19 protein-coding genes are annotated in these 19,170 nt (G+C 69.5%); 6 read left to right on the top strand and 13 right to left on the bottom strand.

Annotated features, from left to right (window positions below; genetic code table 11):
- Nucleotides 1-64 precede the first annotated feature (64 nt).
- From lpdA to ilvB, 5 genes are all read right to left on the bottom strand, one after another.
- Complete coding sequence (lpdA, locus tag AC099J_RS06910; protein ID WP_479614496.1) at nucleotides 65-1,471, bottom strand: dihydrolipoyl dehydrogenase; 1,407 nt, start codon at nucleotides 1,469-1,471, stop codon at nucleotides 65-67.
- Nucleotides 1,468-2,787 carry a dihydrolipoamide acetyltransferase family protein gene (locus AC099J_RS06905; RefSeq protein WP_479614495.1) on the bottom strand — a complete coding sequence of 440 codons (1,320 nt, stop codon included), beginning with the start codon at nucleotides 2,785-2,787 and terminating at the stop codon, nucleotides 1,468-1,470. Before AC099J_RS06905 ends, lpdA begins: the two co-directional genes overlap by 4 nt.
- Nucleotides 2,788-2,873: 86 nt before the next feature.
- Nucleotides 2,874-3,935 (bottom strand): alpha-ketoacid dehydrogenase subunit beta, encoded by a 1,062-nt coding sequence (locus tag AC099J_RS06900; RefSeq protein ID WP_479614494.1) that lies wholly within the window; start codon nucleotides 3,933-3,935, stop codon nucleotides 2,874-2,876.
- Between the two features lie 2 nt (nucleotides 3,936-3,937).
- Nucleotides 3,938-5,173: a thiamine pyrophosphate-dependent enzyme gene (locus tag AC099J_RS06895; RefSeq protein WP_479614493.1), complete on the bottom strand. Its 1,236-nt coding sequence runs from the start codon at nucleotides 5,171-5,173 to the stop codon at nucleotides 3,938-3,940.
- A 111-nt stretch (nucleotides 5,174-5,284) separates the two neighbouring features.
- The gene (gene ilvB, locus AC099J_RS06890; protein WP_479614492.1) at nucleotides 5,285-7,069 is read right to left on the bottom strand and encodes a biosynthetic-type acetolactate synthase large subunit; all 1,785 of its coding nucleotides are present in this window, start codon (nucleotides 7,067-7,069) and stop codon (nucleotides 5,285-5,287) included.
- Nucleotides 7,070-7,191: 122 nt separating this feature from the next.
- On the opposite strand from ilvB, the gene AC099J_RS06885 reads away from it, so the two are divergent.
- Complete coding sequence (locus tag AC099J_RS06885; protein ID WP_479614491.1) at nucleotides 7,192-7,629, top strand: Lrp/AsnC family transcriptional regulator; 438 nt, start codon at nucleotides 7,192-7,194, stop codon at nucleotides 7,627-7,629.
- Here the strand turns inward: AC099J_RS06885 and AC099J_RS06880 are convergent.
- Nucleotides 7,548-7,877, bottom strand: a complete 330-nt coding sequence (locus AC099J_RS06880) for a CopG family ribbon-helix-helix protein (RefSeq protein ID WP_479614490.1) — start codon at nucleotides 7,875-7,877, stop codon at nucleotides 7,548-7,550. The genes AC099J_RS06885 and AC099J_RS06880 overlap by 82 nt on opposite strands.
- A 92-nt stretch (nucleotides 7,878-7,969) precedes the next feature.
- On the opposite strand from AC099J_RS06880, the gene AC099J_RS06875 reads away from it, so the two are divergent.
- Complete coding sequence (locus tag AC099J_RS06875; RefSeq protein WP_479614489.1) at nucleotides 7,970-8,875, top strand: EamA family transporter; 906 nt, start codon at nucleotides 7,970-7,972, stop codon at nucleotides 8,873-8,875.
- A 34-nt stretch (nucleotides 8,876-8,909) separates the two neighbouring features.
- A complete protein-coding gene (locus AC099J_RS06870) occupies nucleotides 8,910-9,485 on the top strand; it encodes an NYN domain-containing protein (RefSeq protein ID WP_479614488.1) in 576 nt (191 codons plus the stop codon).
- Here AC099J_RS06870 and AC099J_RS06865 read toward each other — a convergent pair.
- Entirely contained in the window at nucleotides 9,482-10,645 is a 1,164-nt protein-coding gene (locus AC099J_RS06865) for a zinc-binding metallopeptidase family protein (RefSeq protein ID WP_479614487.1), read from the bottom strand. The two genes, AC099J_RS06870 and AC099J_RS06865, sit on opposite strands and share 4 nt — an antisense overlap.
- 168 nt (nucleotides 10,646-10,813) lie before the next feature.
- Nucleotides 10,814-11,389: a DUF3455 domain-containing protein gene (locus AC099J_RS06860; protein WP_479614486.1), complete on the bottom strand. Its 576-nt coding sequence runs from the start codon at nucleotides 11,387-11,389 to the stop codon at nucleotides 10,814-10,816.
- Nucleotides 11,390-11,579: 190 nt separating this feature from the next.
- Here AC099J_RS06860 and AC099J_RS06855 point away from each other — a divergent pair, with 190 nt between their 5' ends.
- From AC099J_RS06855 to AC099J_RS06845, 3 genes are read left to right on the top strand one after another with little or no spacing between them, the layout of a single operon-like run.
- Nucleotides 11,580-12,512: an aldo/keto reductase gene (locus AC099J_RS06855; RefSeq protein WP_479614485.1), complete on the top strand. Its 933-nt coding sequence runs from the start codon at nucleotides 11,580-11,582 to the stop codon at nucleotides 12,510-12,512.
- A gap of 15 nt (nucleotides 12,513-12,527) precedes the next feature.
- Nucleotides 12,528-13,388, top strand: coding sequence for a DUF6064 family protein (locus AC099J_RS06850; RefSeq protein WP_479614484.1), 861 nt, complete (start codon nucleotides 12,528-12,530; stop codon nucleotides 13,386-13,388).
- Nucleotides 13,385-14,086 carry an extensin-like domain-containing protein gene (locus tag AC099J_RS06845; RefSeq protein WP_479614483.1) on the top strand — a complete coding sequence of 234 codons (702 nt, stop codon included), beginning with the start codon at nucleotides 13,385-13,387 and terminating at the stop codon, nucleotides 14,084-14,086. The genes AC099J_RS06850 and AC099J_RS06845 overlap by 4 nt, the downstream gene beginning before the upstream one ends.
- A gap of 119 nt (nucleotides 14,087-14,205) precedes the next feature.
- Here AC099J_RS06845 and AC099J_RS06840 read toward each other — a convergent pair whose 3' ends face one another.
- From AC099J_RS06840 to AC099J_RS06820, 5 genes are all read right to left on the bottom strand, one after another.
- Entirely contained in the window at nucleotides 14,206-14,910 is a 705-nt protein-coding gene (locus tag AC099J_RS06840; RefSeq protein ID WP_479614482.1) for an RraA family protein, read from the bottom strand.
- 160 nt (nucleotides 14,911-15,070) lie between these two features.
- Entirely contained in the window at nucleotides 15,071-15,949 is an 879-nt protein-coding gene (locus tag AC099J_RS06835; RefSeq protein ID WP_479614481.1) for a TauD/TfdA dioxygenase family protein, read from the bottom strand.
- 19 nt (nucleotides 15,950-15,968) lie between these two features.
- A complete protein-coding gene (locus AC099J_RS06830) occupies nucleotides 15,969-16,952 on the bottom strand; it encodes a Bug family tripartite tricarboxylate transporter substrate binding protein (RefSeq protein WP_479614480.1) in 984 nt (327 codons plus the stop codon).
- Nucleotides 16,953-16,988: 36 nt separating this feature from the next.
- Nucleotides 16,989-18,233: an alpha-hydroxy acid oxidase gene (locus AC099J_RS06825; RefSeq protein WP_479614479.1), complete on the bottom strand. Its 1,245-nt coding sequence runs from the start codon at nucleotides 18,231-18,233 to the stop codon at nucleotides 16,989-16,991.
- A gap of 73 nt (nucleotides 18,234-18,306) precedes the next feature.
- The gene (locus AC099J_RS06820; protein ID WP_479614478.1) at nucleotides 18,307-19,128 is read right to left on the bottom strand and encodes an IclR family transcriptional regulator; all 822 of its coding nucleotides are present in this window, start codon (nucleotides 19,126-19,128) and stop codon (nucleotides 18,307-18,309) included.
- Nucleotides 19,129-19,170: the final 42 nt, after the last annotated feature.

Below are 19,170 nucleotides of genomic sequence, written 5' to 3'. Positions count from 1 at the left end.
CGCTGCGAAACCACTCAAGCACAGCCCGCGCCGGCCCGCATCGGCCCGCACCGGCCCGCACCTGCTACATATGAATCGCCCGCCCCAGCGCCCGCAAGGCCGTTTCCTGCACCGCCTCGCCCAGCGTCGGGTGCGCGTGGATGATGGCGCCCACGTCTTCCAGCCGCGCGCCCATTTCTATGGCATAGCTGAAGGCTGCGGCCAGCTCCGACACGTCCGCGCCCACCGCTTGCCAGCCCAGCACCAGATGGTTGTCCTTGCGGGCCACGACGCGCACGAAGCCTTCGCCGCCTTCCATGGTCAACGCGCGGCCATTGGCGGCGAACGGGAACTGCGATGTGACGGTCTCGATGCCCGACTGCGCAGCCTGCTGTTGCGTCTGGCCCACGGCCACGACCTGCGGGTCGGTGAAGCAGACGGCCGGGATCGCCAGCGGTTCGAACCGGCGCTTGTGCCCGGCCACGCATGCGGCCACCACTTCGCCCTGCGCCATGGCGCGATGTGCCAGCATGGGCTCGCCCGTCAGGTCGCCGATGGCCCACACGTTGCGCATGGACGTGCGGCAGGTCGCGTCCACTTTCACGGCGCGGCCCTGCATGTCCAGCTGCAGTGTTTCCAGGCCCGCCGTGCGCGGCCTGCGGCCTGCCGCCACGAGCACCTGGTCTGCGGGCAGCACGAACGCATCGGCATGCGGGCTGCGCACGCGCAGGCCGTCGCCCGTGTCGGTCAGCCCCTCGGCCGTGCAGCCCAGGTGCACGACCACGCCCAGGCGCTTGAGCGCGGCCATCACCGGCTTGCCGAGGTCTTCGTCATAGCCGGGCAGGATGCGGTCAGCCACGTCGACGATCGTCACCTCGGCGCCCAGCTTGCGCCAGGCCATGCCCAGCTCCAGGCCGATGTAGCCGGCGCCGACCACCACCAGCTGGCGCGGCACGGCGGTGAGTGCGAGTGCGCCGGTGGACGAGATGACGCGCCCCCCGAACGGCAGCTGCGGCAACTCCGTCGGTTCGGAGCCGGTGGCCAGCAACAGGTGCTCGCAGTGCAGGCGCACGGGCCCCTGGCCGGCCACGGCGACATCGACGGTCTTGCCGTCCACGACCGTGGCCCAGCCGGCCATGACCTGCACGCCGGCCTTGCGCAGCAGTGCGCCGACGCCGCCGGTGAGCTTGGCGACCACGCCGTCTTTCCACGCCTGTGTGGCCTGCAGATCGATCGACGCGGCCTCGGCGCGGATGCCCATCGTCGCGGCGGGCGAGCCCATGGTGGCGCGGCGCACGCCGTCGAACGCATCGGCCGCGTGGATCAGGGCCTTGGACGGAATGCAGCCGATGTTCAGGCAGGTGCCGCCCGGCGTGTCGCCTTCGACCAGCGTGGTCGCAACGCCCAGCTGCGCGGCGCGGATGGCGGCCACGTAGCCGCCGGGGCCGCCGCCGATGATGAGCAAGGTGGTGGTGTGGGGTGTCATCGTCATGGCTCCACGAACAGCAAGGCGGGGCTTTCGAGCAGGGCGCGCACGGCCTGGATGAACTGCGCCGCGTCCATGCCGTCCACCACGCGGTGGTCGAACGAGGACGACAAATTCATCAGCTTGCGCCCCACCACCGCGCCGCCACGGAACACCGGGCGTTCGACGATCTTGTTGACGCCGATGATCGCCACCTCGGGGTGGTTGATGACCGGCGTGGTTACGATGCCGCCCAGCGGCCCCAGGCTGCTGATGGTGATGGTCGAGCCCGACAGCTCGTCGCGCCCGGCCTTGCCGGCCCGCCCGGCCTCGGCCAGCCGTGCGATCTCGCGGCTGCAGGCCCATGGGTCCATCGTCTCGGCGTGGCGCAGCACGGGCACCAGCAGGCCGGCGTCGGTCTGCGTGGCGATGCCCAGGTGCACCGGCTGGTAGCGCGTGACGACACCGGCGTCGTCGTCGAAGCGCGCGTTCATCTGCGGAAAGTCGCGCAGCGCCAGCACCAGGGCGCGCGCCAGCAGGGGCAGCAGCGTGAGCTTGCCGCGCGCCGCGCCGAAGCGTTCGTTCAACTGTGCACGCAGGGCCTCGATCTCGGTGACGTCGATCTCCTCCACATAGCTGAAGTGCGGGATGCGGCGCTTGGCCTCCTGCATCTTCTGCGCGATCTTGCGGCGCAGGCCGATCAGCGGGATGGCCTCTTCGCCCACGCGTTGCGCGTAGCCGCCGGTGGCGGCGGCCGTGCGCGGCTGACCCCCTGCGACGAGGTAGACGTCCAGGTCTTCATGGGTGATGCGCCCGACCGGGCCGCTGCCGTGCACGAACTGCAGCTCGATGCCCAGGTCCCAGGCGCGCTGGCGCACGGCCGGCGAGGCGATGGGCTTGTCGCCTGGCGCGCGCATCGCGACCGGCGCTGCGGCCGGTGGTGGCTGCTGCGGTGGCGGCTTATCGGGCTGCCGTGGTGCCTCGGGCGCCGGTGCCACTGCAGGGGCCTGCGATTCCGCCTTGGCCACTTGCGGGGCGGCCGAAGCCTGCGCGACCACGGCGCCGGCCACCTGCGGCGCTTTGGCCTGCACATTGCCGGCGCCAGCGACCTCGAGCCGGATCAGCTCGGCGCCAACGGCCAGCACAGCGCCGGGCTTGCCGCCCAGTTCCAGCACCGTGCCGGCGACGGGAGACGGGATCTCGACGGTGGCCTTGTCGGTCATCACATCGGCCAGGATCTGGTCTTCAGCCACCGTGTCGCCCGGCTTCACGCGCCACTCCACCAGTTCCACTTCTGCGATGCCTTCGCCGATGTCGGGCATCTTGATGGCGTAGTGGCCCATATCAGTGCCGCCCGGCCGCCCGAAGGCACTGATGCTCCCCCTCGGGGGGCAGCGATACACGAAGTGATGAGCGTGGGGGTGTCATGTCATGCCTCCAGTGCGCGCCTGAACGCGGTGCCGACCCGGTCAGGGCCTGGGAAGTAGGCCCACTCCTGGGCATGCGGGTACGGCGTGTCCCAGCCGGCGACGCGCTCGATCGGCGCCTCCAGCTGGTAGAAGCAGTGCTCCTGCACCAGCGCCGACAGCTCGGCACCGAAGCCGCTGGTCTTGGTGGCCTCGTGCACGATCACGCAGCGGCCGGTCTTCTTGACCGACTGCACGATGGTGTCAAGGTCCAGCGGCCAGATCGAGCGCAGGTCGATGATCTCCGCGTCGATGCCGGTCTCGCGCGCCGCGCACTCGGCCACCCAGGTCATGGTGCCGTAGGTCAGCACGGTCAGCTGGCTGCCAGCGCGGAACACGGCGGCCGACTCCAGCGGCACGGTGTAGTAGCCCTCGGGCACCAGCCCCATCGGGTGCTTGGACCAGGCCACCACGGGCCGGTCATGGTGGCCGTCGAACGGGCCGTTGTAGAGCCGCTTGGGCTCCAGAAAGATCACCGGGTCGTTGCACTCGATGGCCGATATCAGCAGCCCCTTGGCGTCATACGGGTTGCTCGGCACGATGGTGCGCAGGCCGCAGACATGCGTGAACAAGGCCTCGGGGCTCTGGCTGTGCGTCTGCCCGCCATAGATGCCACCACCGCAGGGCATGCGCACGGTGATCGGGCAGGTGAAGTCGCCGGCCGAACGGTGGCGCAGGCGCGCGGCCTCGGACACGATCTGGTCGGACGCCGGGTAGAAATAATCGGCGAACTGGATTTCGGCCACCGGCCGCAGGCCGTAGGCCCCCATGCCCACGGCCACGCCGACGATGCCGCCTTCGCTGATCGGCGTGTCGAAGCAGCGGTTCTTGCCGTACTTGGCCTGCAGACCTTCGGTGACGCGGAACACGCCCCCGAAATAGCCCACGTCCTGGCCAAAGACGATCACGTTGGGGTCGCGCTCCATCATCACGTCCATGGCCGAGCGCAGGGCCTGGATCATGGTCATCGGCTTGCCGGCATCGGCCGCCGTCACGGCGGCTTGCTCTTGCGTCTGGGTCAGCATGGTCACACTCCCAATTCCTGGCGCTGGCGGCGCAGGTGCGGCGGCATGGTCTCGTACACGTCGTCGAAGATGGTGGCAGCGCTGGGCACCCGGCCGTCCAGCAAGCTGCCGTGGCTCTCGGCCTCCTTTTGGGCCGCGGCGACCTCGGCTTCGAGCTCCTTCTGCACCTCCTCGTGTTCCTGGTCGGACCACACGCCCAGGCGGATCAGATGGGTCTTGAGCCGCTCGATCGGGTCGCCGAGCGGGAAGCGTTCCCAGTCGTCGGCCGGCCGGTACTTGGAGGGGTCGTCTGAGGTCGAGTGGCCCCCCGCCCGGTAGGTGACCCACTCGATCAGCGTCGGCCCGTGGTTGCCCCGCGCGCGCTCAGCGGCCCACTGCGTGGCCGCGTAGACGGCGAGAAAGTCGTTGCCGTCCACACGCAGCGATGCGATGCCGCACCCGACTCCGCGCGCCGCAAACGTGGTCGACTCACCGCCGGCAATCGCCTGGAAGGTCGAGATCGCCCACTGGTTGTTGACGACGTTCAAGATCACCGGCGCGCGGTACACGTGCGCAAACGTCAGCGCGGTGTGGAAGTCCGATTCGGCCGTCGCGCCGTCGCCGATCCACGCCGATGCGATGCGCGAGTCACCCTTGATGGCAGACGCCATGGCCCAGCCCACGGCCTGCGGATACTGGGTCGCCAGGTTGCCCGAGATGCTGAAGAAATCCGCACGCTTGAACGAATACATGACAGGCAGCTGCCGGCCCTTCATGGCGTCGGCCTCGTTGCTCATGAGCTGGCAGATCAGCTCGGTCATGGACACATCGTCGCGCGACAGCAGCAGGCCCTGCTGGCGGTACGTGGGAAAGCACATGTCGCCCTTGTGCAGCGCGGCGCCATGGGCCACGGCGATGGCCTCCTCGCCCAGGCACTGCATGTAGAACGAGGTCTTGCGCTGGCGCTGCGCGATCGTCATGCGGGCATCGAAGATGCGCGTCTTCATCATCGCGCGCAGGCCCTTGCGCAGGCGCGGGCTGTCGAGCGCGGGCGCCCAGGGGCCCACCGCGTTGCCCTCACGGTCGAGCACGCCGATCAGCGCATAGGCGAGATCGGCGGTGTCGAAGTGCGGGGTGTCGACCGGCGGCTTGCGCACGGTGCCTGCGCCGGAGAGTTGCAGGTATGAGAAATCGGTGGCACAGCCAGGTCGCCCGGAGGGCTCTGGCACATGCAGCCGCAAGGGTGGGTGTGCGCTCATGCGATCGTCTCCACACGCGCGTGGCGTGCTGTCTGTTGGCAAGCGGGCCTCGGCGGTCGGTCAACCACCGCGAGCAGGGGCGGCGCGAAGTATGCGCCAGACCATGCCACTTCAGAGTTCGTTCTTGTACCAGCGGTCCTTGGCCAGCATCACGCGGTGGTGGCCCTGGCCGGACGGCATCATCGGGAAGCAGTTCTCCTGCGCGGCGACCTGCACATCGAGGAAAAACGGGCCGTCGTAGGCCAGACACTCGGCCAGCGCAGCATCGAGCTCGGCCGGGTCGCTGACGCGGCGCGCACCCCAGCCGAAGGCCTTGGCCAGCGCCACGAAATCGGGCAGCGCCTCGTTCCAGCTGTGGCTGAGGCGGTTGCCGTGGTTCAGCTCCTGCCACTGCCGCACCATGCCCATGTAGCCGTTGTTCGACAGCACCAGCTTGACGGGCGTGCGGTGCTGCATGGCGGTGGACAGCTCCTGGATGTTCATCAGCACCGAGGCGTCGCCGCTGACGCAGACGACGAGCGCATCCGGGTGCGCCACCTGCGCGCCGATGGCGGCCGGCAGGCCATAGCCCATGGTGCCGGCGCCACCCGAAGTCAGCCAGCGGCGCGGACGCTCGAAACGCAGGTATTGCGCGGCCCACATCTGGTGCTGGCCGACGTCGGTCGACACGATGGCGTCGCGGCCGGTGATCTGCTGCTGCAGGGTGGCCATCAGCTGCTGCGGCAAGATGGCGTCGGCACGCGGCGCGAAATCCAGGCAGCGCGCGGCGCGCCAGCGGTCGATGCGCTGCCACCAGGGTGCCAGCCGCTCGGGTGCCAGGCCTTGCAGCTCGGGCAGTGCCAGCAGAGCCTGCAGCACGACGCCGCAGTCGCCGACGATGGGCACGTCCACCTGGACCGTCTTGTTGATGCTGCTGGGGTCGATGTCGATGTGGATCTTGCGCGCGTGCGGGCAGAACTCGTCGAGCTTGCCGGTCACGCGGTCGTCGAAGCGCGCACCCACGTTGACGACCAGGTCGGCCTCGTGCATCGCCAGGTTGGCCTCAAGCGTGCCGTGCATGCCCAGCATGCCGACGAACTGCGGGTCGGAGGCAGGGAAGGCCCCCAGCCCCATCAGCGTCAACGTGCAGGGGCCGCCCGCCAGGCGCACGAGCTGCGTGAAGGCTTCGCAAGCGGCGGGGCCGGCGTTCACCAGGCCGCCACCGCCGTAGAACACCGGGCGGCGCGCGGTGGAAATGAGGTCGGCGGCACGCTGCAGGCTGCCGCGCGGCAGGCTGGGGGCGGCGGGCGTGGACCGCTCGGCACGCGGCGCACGAGACGGCATGGCGCCCACGCCCAGGCGGGCCAGCTGCACGTCCTTGGGCACATCCAGCAACACCGGGCCGGGCCGCCCGCCGCTGGCGATCTGCAGCGCGCGGCGTACAGCGCCGGGAATGTCATCGGGCGAGCGCGGCTGAAAGTTCCACTTCGTCACCGGGCGCGACATGCCCAACGCGTCGCTCTCCTGAAACGCGTTGGTGCCGATCACCGTGCTGGCCACCTGGCCGCTGATGCACAGCACCGGCACCGAATCGCTCATCGCGTCCAGCAGGCCGGTGATGGTGTTGCCCACTCCGGGTCCGGACGTGACCAGCACCACGCCGACCTTGCCCGTGGTGCGCGCATAGCCCTCGGCCGCGTGCACGGCGGCCTGCTCGTGGCGCACCAGGATGTGGCGCAGCCGCGGCTCGCCATGCAGCGCGTCGTACAGCGGCAGCGCGGCGCCGCCGGGGTAGCCGAACAAGGTGTCGACGCCGCAGGCGACCAAGGTGTCGAGCAAAGCCTCGGCGCCGTTGCGCGGTGCGTGGGCCACGGCGGCAGCAGGAACGGGAGCAAGAAAGGTGACGGTGGAGTGCATCGCTATGATTTTTTGGTAATTCGCTCAGAATGTGCTTCTGAATTTCGAACTATACGGGGCGCATCTTGAAGAATCATCGGAAAACCAAGGAATCAACCGAAGATTCATTCGACAAGGTCGACATGGCCATCCTGCGCATCCTGCTGGCGGACTCGCGCCGCACGCTGCAAGAGATCGGCGCCGAGGTCGGCCTGTCGGCCACCACCTGCTGGAGCCGCATCAAGCGCCTGGAGGCCGAGGGCGTCATCAAGCGCTACACCATCGATGTGGACCCGGCCAGCATCGGCTACCACGACACGGTGATCGTGCAGCTGACGCTGGAGAGCCACACCGATGACACGCTCTACGCTTTCGGCCAGGTGCTGGCCGCCATCCCCGAGATCCTGGAGGCGTATCTGGTCTCGGGGGACTACGACTACTACATCCGCATCGCCGTGCGCGACACGCGCGACTACGAGCGGCTGCTGCGCGAGAAGCTCTACAAGATCCCCGGCATCCGGCACAGCAAGTCGCACTTCGTGCTGCGGGTGCTGAAGGAGTCGACGGTGCCGCTGGGGTGAGGATCAGGACAGCGATGGTTTGAACCCCGCCTCGCGCTGGCTGCGCACGGCCAGGACGTAGATCGTGTCCAGCGCCGGAACGAACCGGTACAGCGCCACATCGCCGCGACTGCCCTGGCCGACCACCGCTCCACGGTCTCGGCAATGGCCTCGACGATGAAGGCATGCGCACTCTTGCCCGTGCGCTCGGCCGCCACGGCAACCCGGGCCTTGAGGGACTCGTCAATGCGGATGGTGGTGGTCGACATGCAGGCACTGTGGCACCAAGGTGCTACACCGCCAAAGCCAGCGAGACGCCACCCAATACCCCGGTCACCACCCGGTGACAATCCGATCCCCCATGCCGCAGCCAGCCCCCTTCCCCCGCCCCACGGCCATGCTGCTGCTGGCCGGCGTTGCCTGCGCGTTCGCCGGCAACCATGTCGCGGCGCGGCTGGCGTTCGACCATGGCACCGGGCTGCTGGTGGCTGTGCTGTGCCGCTCGGGCATCACGGTGCTGGTGCTGGCGGCGCTGGTGGCGTGGCGCCGTAACGCGCTGAAGCTGCCGGCGGGCACGTGGGGCTGGCAGCTGGCGCTGGGCTTGCTGATCGCGGTGCAGAGCCTGTCGCTGTACTCGGCTGTGGCGCGCATTCCGGTGGCGCTGGCGCTGCTGGTGTCCAACGTGTTTCCGCTGCTGCTGGCGCTGCTGACCTGGGGCCTGGGCGGGCCACGGCCCACGCGCCGCGCCAGCCTGGTCATGGGCGTGATCCTGGTCGGCCTGGTACTGGCGCTGGATGCGCCCACGCGCCTGGCGGAAACCGGTAGCGACGTGGCCTGGGGTGCCGGCGTCGGCTTCGCCCTGGGCGCCGCTGCGGTCTTCGCCATCGGCATCTGGATCACCAACCACAAGCTCAGCGCCCTGCCCGGCCCCGTGCGCAGCCTCTACACCATGCTGACCGTGTGCGCCAGCATGGCCATCGCCGGCGCCGCAGGCCTGGTGCCCGGCGGCATGGCCTGGCCGCACGACCTGCCTGGCTGGGCCGGCCTGGCCGTGCTGATGGCGCTGTACTGTGCAGCCTTCACCGTGCTGTTCATCACCGTGCCGCGACTGGACATGGCGCGCAATGCGCCGGTCATGAACATGGAGCCGATTGCCACCATGTTCATCGGCTGGGCCGTGCTGGGCCAGTGGCTGGCACCGGTGCAGATCCTGGGCGCGCTGGTCGTGGTGGCCGGCATCGTGCTGCTGTCGCGCGCGCCTGCCTGACGACGCTCGCCCCCTATTTTTTTTGGAACTGCATATGACCGCCGACCACGACACCGCTTCTGTCGCCCTGTACTGGGACTTCGAAAACCTGCACGCCGGCCTGGCGGAGGCCCGCTTCGGCGAAGGCCACTACGCCAAGCCCGATGCACGGTTCAAGTTGCAGGAGCCGTTGATCGACGTGCCCGCCGTGGTCGAGGCCGCGGCCCGGTTCGGCGACATCGCCATTCACCGCGCGTACTGCAACTGGCAGTTCTATGGCCGCTACCGCGACGCGCTGCTCCATGCGTCGATCGAACTGGTGCAGCTGTTCCCGCCCGGCGCCTCGGCCAAGAACGGTGCCGACATCCGGCTGTGCCTGGACGCGGTGGAAGACGTTGCGCGCTTCCCGCATGTGCGCACGGTGGTCATCGTCGGGGGCGACAGCGACTTCATGCCACTGGCGCAAAAGCTGCGCGCGCAGGGCCGCCAACTGGTGGGCATCGGTCTGCGCAAGAACACCAGCCGGCGCTGGGCCAGCAGCTGCCACGCGTTCGTGAGCTATGAAGATCTGGGCGTGGGCGAGGTGGGCCGATCGGGTGCGGCTGCCGCACCAGGCGAGGCCGAGGTCTAGAGCCCGGCCGTGACTGGCACAGGCGCGCGGCTGCCCGGCACAGCGCGTTGCTGCCGAATCACTTCATGGATGAACTGCAGCTTGCCAACCGCCTTGAAGGGCAGGATGAACGGGTAGCAATCGGGCTGGCCCATGCTGCGCGTGAGCTCGTTCATGACCTGGGTGAGGCGCACCCAGGAATTCAGCAGATCCAGAAATTCCGGCGCGCTGGGCAAGGCCGGGTTCCACAGATGCGTGGCCTCGAACGGGTCGGACTCCGCCTCGGCGTTCATGGTGTCGATGTCGAAGCCCATCGCCGCCTCCAGCGTGTCGGTCATGTGCAGATAGTGCGCCCAGGTCTCCGCCCAGTCTTCCCACGGATGGGTCGAGGCGTAGCTCGACAGGTACGTGAACGCCCAGCCCAACGGCGGGCCGTTCTGGTAGTGCTTCTGCAGGCATTTCGCGTAGTCTTGCCGTTCATCGCCGAACAGCGCGCGGAACTCGGTCAGACGACCGGCGTCGTCGCGAATCAGACGGTCCCAGTAGTAGTGACCAATCTCGTGCCGAAAGTGCCCCAGCAAGGTCCGGTACGGTTCACGCATCTCGGCCCGGATGGCCTCGCGCTTGGCGTCGTCGGCCTCTTCCACGTTGAGCGTGATGACGCCCTGATGGTGGCCGGTCATCACCGGGGGGCCTCCGTGGGCAGCCTCCAGCATGTCGAACGCAATGCCCGCACCTGCGTTGCCGCGTACTTCCACCGGCAAGCCCAACGAGAGCAGTTGCGCCACGAGCCGACGCTTGGCGGTCTCCAGTTGCAACCACCGGTATTGGCTCGAAGGGGCGGTAGTGTCGAACGTGCGGCGGTTCAGCCTGCATGCCAGGCACTGCACGCTGTTGCCGCTGTGGTCACCACCGGCGCGAACATCGGTGCGGATCATCCAGTTGCACGCCGAAGGCCCCAGGCGACGCGAGCAGCAGCGGTACGACGCGCCGCCGACTTCGCCGGCGATCTTCCACAGATCATGCGCCACATCGGGCACCAGGGCGGCCATCGTCAACTGGTCGGTGATGAAGCCGAGCTGGCTTCCGCACAGCACGCATTGCGTGTTGCGGAAGAAAACTGGCCGGCCACATTGGCACTTGTAGGTCCGGCTGACCGTCGGCCTGATTTTCTGGGGCACGGTATCTCTCAAGGGGGTTGATGGAGGCCACGCGTCTCGTGGACACACACCTCGAGCGGTCGTGGTTGGCCGCTCGTTCACCCATCATTCCCCCCTAGCCCCGTGGCGTCTCGCCGCCGGTGTGCCGTCGCACTGTGGGACGGGACGCCGAGCGCACCGTCAGGCGCGTCAGGCTGCCTTCCAGAAGATGTAGTCGGCTTGGTAAGGCACGGTCGTCTTCTGGCCCTTGTTCATCGTGGTGCAGGCCATCGTCGTCGGCGCCACGCCACCCGTCAGCGCCACGCGCTGGATGTAAGTCACGCCCGTCATCGCGCCGCTGCCCATGGCCGGGTTGGCCTTGACCAGCTGGTACGGCAGGCTGGTGGCGCCCGAGGGGGCCACAGCCAGTTGGGTGGCCGTCAGCTTGGAGCCATCCATCGATTCCCACGTGGCCGGCGGGCCGTAGTAGCGGCCCACCACCTTGCCCGAGCGGTCCATCAGCCGCGCATCGGGGCCGGCAAAGGTCCATTCGACCTGGCCGGGCATGTTGGCCTTGTCACGGCATTCGTAGACGATGGTGCCCATGCCCACGGTTTCCATGGCGACGCGGTTGCCTGCGGGCACCTGGATGCTGGCGGGCAGGCTGGCCTGCGAGAACGGGGCGCCCATGCCAGAGCCGTGCATGGAGCCGCAGGCGGCCAGCAGGGCGACGGCAGACAGCGTGCCGGCGACGGCAGCGAGACGGGAGGGGGTGGTAGTGCGCATCGGAATTCTCCTGAAAAAGGGGTTGGCAGCCAGGCTGCTGCGTGTACTACCGGCGAGGGCGGGGTTTGGATGCAGGGGATGCAAAAAATAATTGGCCGGGCAGGGACGGCCGCCCTGGACCTGGCCCGATGGAACTTCGGCGCACACCAGGCACCAGACACAGCGGAATGTCCCGCGCCTGGAGCCCTCGATGCCCGCCCCTCGTTCACCCCAACGCCGCCACTTGCTGCAGGCCGCCACTGCCGGCCTGGCCCTGGCGCTGCAGCCGCGCGCCTGGACGCAGCCCGCGCCTGGCCTGCTGACCAAGCCCGTGCCCAGCAGCGGCGAGGCGCTGCCGGTCGTGGGTCTGGGCAGCTGGATCACCTTCAACGTGGGCGACGACCCGCAGGGCCAGGCCGCAGCCACGGCCGTGGTGCGCGCGTTCTTCGCGGCCGGCGGGCGGGTGATCGACTCGTCCCCCATGTATGGCTCGGCGCAGTCCGTCATCGGCCAGGCGCTGGCCGCGCTCGGCAAGCCCGCAGCGCTGTACGCGGCCGACAAGGTGTGGGTCAGTGGTGCCGAGCGCGGCAGCGCGCAGATCGCCACGTCGCGCCAGCGCTGGCAGCTGCAGCGCCCGTTCGACCTGCTGCAGGTGCACAACCTGCTGGATTGGGAAACCCAACTCCCGCGCCTGTTCGCGATGAAGGCCGCCGGCCAGCTGCGCCATGTGGGCATCACCACGTCGGAGGGCCGGCGCCACCGCGAGTTCGAAACGCTGATGCAGCGCCATCCGCTCGATTTCGTGCAGCTCAGCTACAACCTGCTGGACCGCGAGGTGGAGCAGCGCCTGCTGCCGCTGGCGCAGGAGCGTGGCATCGCCGTGCTGGTGAACCGGCCGTTTCGCCAGGGCGCGCTGCTCGATGCGCTGCAGCGCCAGCCCCTGCCCGGCTGGGCGGCCGAGATCGGTTGCCGCCACTGGGCGCAGGTCGCGCTGAAATTCGTGGTGTCGCACCCGGCCGTGACCTGCGCGATCCCTGCCACCAGCCAGGTCGCGCATCTGCAGCAGAACATGGAAGCCGCGCGCGGGCCGATGCCGGACGCGGCCCTGCGCCGACGCATGGCCGAGCATGTGGCAGCGTTGTAGGGCCAGGCGCGCACGATGACCGAATGGTGGACCTACCGACTGGACGACTTCCTGATGTTTGCGCCGGGCACCTACCAGCGCATGTTCGCGCTGTACAACGCCCAGGTGTGGCCGGCCCCACTGCTGGCACTGCCTCTGGGCCTGGCGGTGCTGTGGGGGCTGGCACGGCGCCCAGCGGCCTGGCGGCTGGCCTGCGCCACCGTGGCCATCGGTTGGGCAGCCACGGCCTGGGCGTTCCACTGGCAGCGCTACGCTGGCATCCACACGGCGGCGCCGTGGTTCGCGGCGATGTTCGCGCTGCAGGCGCTGCTGCTGGCCTGGATCGCGCGGGCCGGCAGCCCCTGGGGGCCGCGCGCCGGGCCGGGCTGGGTGCGCGGCATGGGGCTGGCGCTGATGGCGTTCGCGATCGTGCTGCAGCCGTGGACCGGGCTGGCGCTGGGCCGGCCCTGGCAACAGGCGGCGCTGTTCGGGCTGACGCCCGACGCGACGGCCGTGGGCACACTGGGGCTGCTGCTGTGGCTGGCGCATGGGCGCAGCGCCGGGTCGCCACCGACCAGCGCACGGCTGAGCCGAAGCCATCGCGAATCGCGCGCCCGCTCGGCCGCAGCCGGTGCCCTGCCCTGGCTGCTGCCCTTGCTGTGGTGCCTGATCAGTGCGGCCACGCTGTGGACGCTGCGCACACCGGAGACCTTCGTGCTGCTGGCGCTGGCCAGCCTGGCTGTGGCATCTGCGCTCGCCGCGCGTGCCATCGAGGCGAACACCGCCACCCGCGCGACAAAGACCAGCACTGCTGACGCTGCCGCACCGCCCTTTCCCACCTCACCTGTCTCGCAGACAGATGCCGCCGCGCGCACCACGCGGGTCGGGCGCGCGTGAAGGCGCTGTTCGCCTTGCTGGTGATGGCCGCCGTCGGAGCCGTCGCGACACACGAGCGGCTGTGGTCGCTGCCGGACCGCCACAACCCCTGGGCGCCCTTGAGCTACGAGGAAGCGCCGGGCTGGCTGACCGGCCACAAGCTGTCGCGCCTCAGCGCTGACCCGGCCGCCTGCCAGGCCCTGCTGGCCACCACGCCCTGGCAGGCCGAGCCGGTGCCCGACCGCGACACCGGCCCGGGCTGCGGATTTCGCGATGCCGTGCAGGTGCGGCGTACGGCGGTGCAGGTGGGTGTGCCGTTCACGCTCAGCTGCCCCGCCGCCGCTTCGCTCGCGCTGTGGGAACGCCACGTCATGCAGCCGCAGGCCCAGGTGCTGCTCGGCTCGCCGGTGCGCCGGCTGGAGCACTACGGCAGCTACGCCTGCCGCAACATCGGCGGCGGTGCAGCGGGCTCGCGCAGCCAGCACGCCACGGCGCAGGCGCTGGACATCGCCGGCTTCGTGCTGCAGGACGGGCGGCGCATCACCGTGGCGCGAGACTGGGGCGCCGACGACGCGCCGGCCACCCCGGCCGCCGCCTTTCTACGGGCTGTGCACAGCGGCGCCTGCGGCCTGTTCGATGGTGTGCTGGGACCCAACTACAACAGCGCCCACGCCGACCATTTCCACTTCGACCGGGGGCGCATGCGCATTTGCCGCTGAGCACGGTGCCATCGGATGCATGCGCTTTCACCCGGCTGGTCGACGCGCGCCAGAGCGAAATCGTCCATCGGCATGCGGGGCTCTACGTCAGAACCAGCGGTCAACTGCCGGATCTGGGTTCAATCGTCGAAGGCCGCGTCGCGCTCCACCAGGCCCAGCTTGGCGTAGGACGCGCCGGCTCCGCTCAAGTCCCAGGCCGACGCACCCGCGCGGATGGCGCTGGCGAACTCGGCCTCCTTGCGCATCTTGGCCTGCGCGGCCGTGACCACTGTCTGCGCCTCGGCGCGCGGGATGGCGATGACACCGTCACCATCGGCCACGATCAGATCGCCCGGCCGCACCAGCACGTCGGCACATGCGATGGGAATGTTGACGCCACCGCCCTTGCCCTTGTCGGCGTGCACCGGCCAGACGTGGGTCGCCCAGACCGAAAAGCCCATGGCCAGCACGCCGTCGACATCGCGCACGCAGCCGTGCACCACGACGCCGGCCAGGCCCATCTGCACCGCGTAGGTGGTGGCCACATCGCCCCACTGCGCGGCTGAGGTTTCGCCCAGGCAGGTGACGACCAGCACATCGCCCGCCTGCGCCAGGCGCAGCGCGCGGTGCATCATGAGGTTGTCACCCGGCTGGCACAGCGCAGTGACGGCCGGCCCGGCGATCCTGGCGCCCGGGCTCACACGCCGCATGCGCGCCGACATCAGCCCGGTGAAGCCCAGGTAGCCGGTGCTCTCGTGCAGATCGGCCACGGTCACTTCGCGTGCCTGCTCGCAGATGGCGGCGGCCACGCGATTGACGCGCAGGTAGACGGAGGGTTCAGTCATACCAGTCGCCCGTTTGCACGGCGCGCCATCCGCAGCGCATCCAGAGGCTGCCGAGCAGGCCATGCCAGGACACCCGCGGAACTGGCTCTGCCAAGCCGCTGGGTGCGCCCCCTTGAGGCGGGATGCGCGCACACGCAGTACGCGCGAAACGGGGGAGTTGTCATGCTTGCGGCATGCAGTGTTCGGCGGCCGGCAGGCGGAACGTGGTGCGCTTCATCAGCCGTGGCTGGTCCAGGTACATCTGGTCGCGTCGGTGCTGGGTGCAGCCGTTGTCCCACATCAGCACGTCGCCGTTGTGCACCTTGTGGCGGTAGGCCAGCGACGGGTCGCCGCCGGCCTTGAACAGCAGCGGCAGCACGCGCTCGTTCTCTTCCTTCGACAAACCCTCGATCTCGACCAGCGTGGTCTGGTCGGCGTACAGCGCCTTGCGGCCGGTGCGCGGGTGCGTCAGCACCACGGGGTGGCGCGCGTCGGGCAGGCTCAGCAGCGCGTTGGCCTTTTCCTTGTCCCTGAGCTCGGTGGCGTTCAGCATGGCGTAGCGCTTGGCGTAGCGGTACACGCCGGTGCGCCCGTCGATCAGTTCCTGCACGTCCTTGGAGAGCAGATCCCACGCGCCGTACTGGTTGGCCCAGTAGATGTCGCCGCCATCGCGCGGCACCTCGGTGCCGTAGAGGATGGCGCCGGTGGCCGGGCGCACCTGGAAGGTCTGGTCCGAATGCCAGTCCACATCCTCGCCGCCGGCAAAGCCACCGACGAAGCGGCCGTCGAAGTATTTCAGTGTGCTGAAGTAGATGATCTGCTCGTGGTACGGCGATTGGATGTCCTTGCGCCCACTGGTCTCGCAGCGGCCGAACTGCTCGGTGAAGCGAACCAGCTCGGGCTCTTCCAGCGACTGGCGGCGAAAGATCATCACCGGCGTCTTGCGCCACTGCGCCTTGAGCTCCTCGATGGCCTCGGCGTCGTCGATCAGGTCGGGGATGAAGGCGTGGATCTGCGCCACGTAATCGGAATGCAGGGGGCTGGTCTGGATCTTGGGCATGGGTCGGTCTCCTTGTCGTTCATTCGGGTTTGATCTGGGCGGCCTGGATCACCTGCGCGTAGTTGCGCCGCTCCTCGCGCAGCCAGGCCGTCAATTCGGCCGTGGTGCGCACCGGCGCGCTCTCGAAGCCCAGGTCGGTCAACGCCTTCTGGGTCTCGGGCAGGTACAGGATCTTGCGCATCTCGGCGCCCAGGCGCGCCTGGATCTCGGCGGGCACACCGCGCGGCACCATCAGCGCATTCCACGCGGCGATGGTGAAGCCGGGCAGGCCCTGTTCGCTGGCCGTCTTCACGCCGGGCATCGAGGCCAGCGGCGCCGTCGTCGTCACGGCCAGCGGCTTGATGCGGCCCAGCTGCGTGCGCGTGGCCGCCACGGTGTCGATGAGCAGTGGCACGTGGCCGCCCAGCGTCGCCGTCATGGCATCGGCCGAGCCCTTGAACTTCACGCCGAACAGGGGCACATCGCGCTGGCGCAGCATCTCCATCACCAGCTGGCCGGTGACGCTGGGGATGGCGGTGTCGACCTTGTCGGGCTTGCTGCGCACCAGCGCGATCAACTCGGACAGCGAGCTGAACGGCGCCGAGGGCGAGGCCGAGATCGCGAACGGAATCAGCGCCGTCAGCGCGATGGCGTCGAAGTCCTTGTCGGCGTCATAGCCGATGTTGGTGTAGAGCGCCGGGTTCATCGCGTGCGTGCCCGACGCGCCCATCACCAGCGTGTAGCCGTCGGGCGTGGCACGCGCCGCGTAGGCGGTGCCGATGTTGCCCGAGGCGCCGGGCTTATTCTCGACGATGAAGCTCTGGCCCATCGCCCGGGTGAGCTTGTCGGCGAAGTAGCGCGTGGCGATGTCGGTGCTCTGCCCGGCCGGGTAGGCCACGATGATGCGCACCGGGCGGTTGGGCCAGTCGGCGTGCGCCTGGGCTTGGGCTTGAGCGGGCGTGGCGCTGAGCAGCGCAGCAGCGCTCAGCAGGCCCAGCAGCGCGCGGCGGGTAGCGTGTGTCATGTGGTGTCTCCTTGGGTGGTCCCGGTCGCGCCCACGTTAATGGGCAGCCTGGGCCGCGTGCACGTGTGGGCACAGCGCTGTTTCACATGTTGAACTTCCGGTGTCGGCAGGCAGCGCGACCGCAGGCACGGCCGCCGGCCACAGGTAGCTGGTGTTCAGCGCGGCGAACGACGTGCAGCCGATCTGCGCCATCACCATGTCGATCTCGCTGCGCATGATCTGCAGCGCGCGCGCCGCGCCGGCCTGCCCGCCTGCGGCCACGCCGTACAACGTGGGCCGCCCGAAGATCACCGAATCGGCTCCCAGGCAGCGCGCGATCACGGCGTCCGAGCCGCGGCGAACGCCGCTGTCCACGATGATGGGAATGCGCGCGCCGACGGCCACGCGAATGGCCGGCAGCATCTCCAGCGGCGAGGGCGCTGTGTCGAGCTGGCGGCCGCCGTGGTTGGAGACGACCAGCCCGTCCGCCCCCAGCGCCACGGCCTGGCGCGCGTCGTCCGGGTGCAGCAGGCCCTTGACGACCAGCGGGCCGGTCCACGCGGCGCGGATGCGTTCCAGGTGTTCCCAGCTCACCATAGGCGCCGGGGTCAGCGTGCCGTACAGGTCAGCCACCTGGGTCGCGTCGGCGCCCTGCGGCGCATAGGGCAGCCAGTTGCGCATCATCGGAACGCCACCGGTGCGCAGGTAGCGCAGCACCCACAGCGGGTGGCCCAGCGCCTCCAGCACCACGCCCGGCGTCATGCGGAATGGGCGCGAGAAGCCGTTGCGCCGGTTGCGCTCGCGGTTGGCGTTGACAGGCACGTCGACCGAGATGACGAGCACGCGCACGCCGGCCTTGCGCGCACGGCCCACCAGGTCGGCGTTGATGCGCTCGTCGCTGGTGCAGTACATCTGGAACCACACGTGCTCGGGCGCGATGGGCAGCGCGTCTTCCAGCGCGGCATTGGCAGCGCTGGACAGCAGGAAGGGCACATCCGCCTCACGCGCGGCGGCTGCCAGCATGAGGTCGGCACCGGGCCGGAACAGGCCAGCCAACCCGGTCGGCGAAATGCCGATGGGGCTGGCGTAGCGGCGGCCGAACAGCACAACGCCCTGGTCGCGCTGGCGCACGTCGCGCAGGTAGCGCGGCAGCAGCCGGTGCTGGGCAAAGGCCGCACGGTTGCGCTGCAGGCACAGCTCGTCGTCGGCGCCGCCGTCGATGAAGTCGAACGCGATGCGCGGCAGCTTGCGGCGCGCCAGTTGGCGCAGGTCTTCGAGATTGAGGGCGGACTGGAGGTTCATGGAGGACGTGGAGAACGTCCGCTGACCTTAAGCGCGCGCCCCGCCGCAGCGATGCGCGCGCACGCCGCCTGTTTCACATGTTGAACTTGTGCGCTTCGGTGGACAGCAACGCGGCGGTCGTGTCCATTTCGGCGCGCAGCGGCGCCAGCAGCTCTTCGCCGTACAGCTCGGCCGTGCCCATCAGGCACAGCGCGGCGAAGGCGTCGCCCTGGGTATTGCGCACCGGCACGGCGAAGGCGTGCAGGCCCGGCACCACGTCGCCCAGGTTGACGCCGAAACCATGGCGGTGCGAGCGCTCGCGCATCTTCTGCAGCGCCTCCAGCCGGTCGGTGCCACGGCGCGCGATCTCCTGTGCCACGTTGTCCAGCAGCACGGCGCGCACCTCGCCGGCCGGCATGGTCTGCAGCAGCGCAACACCGCCGACCGAGGTGAACAGCGGCCGGCGTGTGCCGGGGTAGACCATCAGGCCCGACAAGGCCAGCGCGCCGGCGCGCACGCTGCACACGTACTCGTTGCCGCTGCGCAGCAGCAGCAGGCCGATGCCGGCCATGCGCCGCGCGAAGGCCTGCACGATGGTCTCGGCCCGGCGGTGGAACTGCGCACGGTCCGGCAGCGCAAAGCCCAGCTCGAACATCAAGGGGCCGGGCAGGTAGTGGCGGTCGCTGGCGCGCTGCTCGACCAGGCGCTCGTCCACCATGCAGGCCAGCATGCGGTGCACGGTGGCCTTGTCCTGCCCGCAGGCGGCGGCCAGGTCGGACAGGCGCCAGCCGAACTGCGGACGCGCCGCGATCATGCGCATCAGCTTGATGCCGCGGTGCAGGCTCTGCGTGCCGCTGCGCTCGGGCGTGGTGGTGGTGACAGCGGCGGCGTGCAGGGCGATGTCGGCGGGCTTCATGGGGCTGGCATTCTGAGCGCGGTGGGCAGGCGCGTGCTGCGC

Source organism: Rhodoferax sp. RT4P68, assembly GCF_056521305.1.
The sequence above is the reverse complement of the archived record's forward strand: the minus strand, read 5'-3'. Positions and strand labels throughout refer to the sequence as shown.

Bases quoted from the DNA above. Each gene is read 5' to 3' on its own strand.
- lpdA (WP_479614496.1), bottom strand. From the start codon at position 1,471: ATGACGATGACACCCCACACCACCACCTTGCTCATCATCGGCGGCGGC.
- AC099J_RS06905 (WP_479614495.1), bottom strand. From the start codon at position 2,787: ATGGGCCACTACGCCATCAAGATGCCCGACATCGGCGAAGGCATCGCA.
- AC099J_RS06900 (WP_479614494.1), bottom strand. From the start codon at position 3,935: ATGCTGACCCAGACGCAAGAGCAAGCCGCCGTGACGGCGGCCGATGCC.
- AC099J_RS06895 (WP_479614493.1), bottom strand. From the start codon at position 5,173: ATGAGCGCACACCCACCCTTGCGGCTGCATGTGCCAGAGCCCTCCGGG.
- ilvB (WP_479614492.1), bottom strand. From the start codon at position 7,069: ATGCACTCCACCGTCACCTTTCTTGCTCCCGTTCCTGCTGCCGCCGTG.
- AC099J_RS06885 (WP_479614491.1), top strand. From the start codon at position 7,192: ATGGCCATCCTGCGCATCCTGCTGGCGGACTCGCGCCGCACGCTGCAA.
- AC099J_RS06880 (WP_479614490.1), bottom strand. From the start codon at position 7,877: ATGTCGACCACCACCATCCGCATTGACGAGTCCCTCAAGGCCCGGGTT.
- AC099J_RS06875 (WP_479614489.1), top strand. From the start codon at position 7,970: ATGCCGCAGCCAGCCCCCTTCCCCCGCCCCACGGCCATGCTGCTGCTG.
- AC099J_RS06870 (WP_479614488.1), top strand. From the start codon at position 8,910: ATGACCGCCGACCACGACACCGCTTCTGTCGCCCTGTACTGGGACTTC.
- AC099J_RS06860 (WP_479614486.1), bottom strand. From the start codon at position 11,389: ATGCGCACTACCACCCCCTCCCGTCTCGCTGCCGTCGCCGGCACGCTG.
- AC099J_RS06855 (WP_479614485.1), top strand. From the start codon at position 11,580: ATGCCCGCCCCTCGTTCACCCCAACGCCGCCACTTGCTGCAGGCCGCC.
- AC099J_RS06850 (WP_479614484.1), top strand. From the start codon at position 12,528: ATGACCGAATGGTGGACCTACCGACTGGACGACTTCCTGATGTTTGCG.
- AC099J_RS06840 (WP_479614482.1), bottom strand. From the start codon at position 14,910: ATGACTGAACCCTCCGTCTACCTGCGCGTCAATCGCGTGGCCGCCGCC.
- AC099J_RS06835 (WP_479614481.1), bottom strand. From the start codon at position 15,949: ATGCCCAAGATCCAGACCAGCCCCCTGCATTCCGATTACGTGGCGCAG.
- AC099J_RS06830 (WP_479614480.1), bottom strand. From the start codon at position 16,952: ATGACACACGCTACCCGCCGCGCGCTGCTGGGCCTGCTGAGCGCTGCT.
- AC099J_RS06825 (WP_479614479.1), bottom strand. From the start codon at position 18,233: ATGAACCTCCAGTCCGCCCTCAATCTCGAAGACCTGCGCCAACTGGCG.
- AC099J_RS06820 (WP_479614478.1), bottom strand. From the start codon at position 19,128: ATGAAGCCCGCCGACATCGCCCTGCACGCCGCCGCTGTCACCACCACC.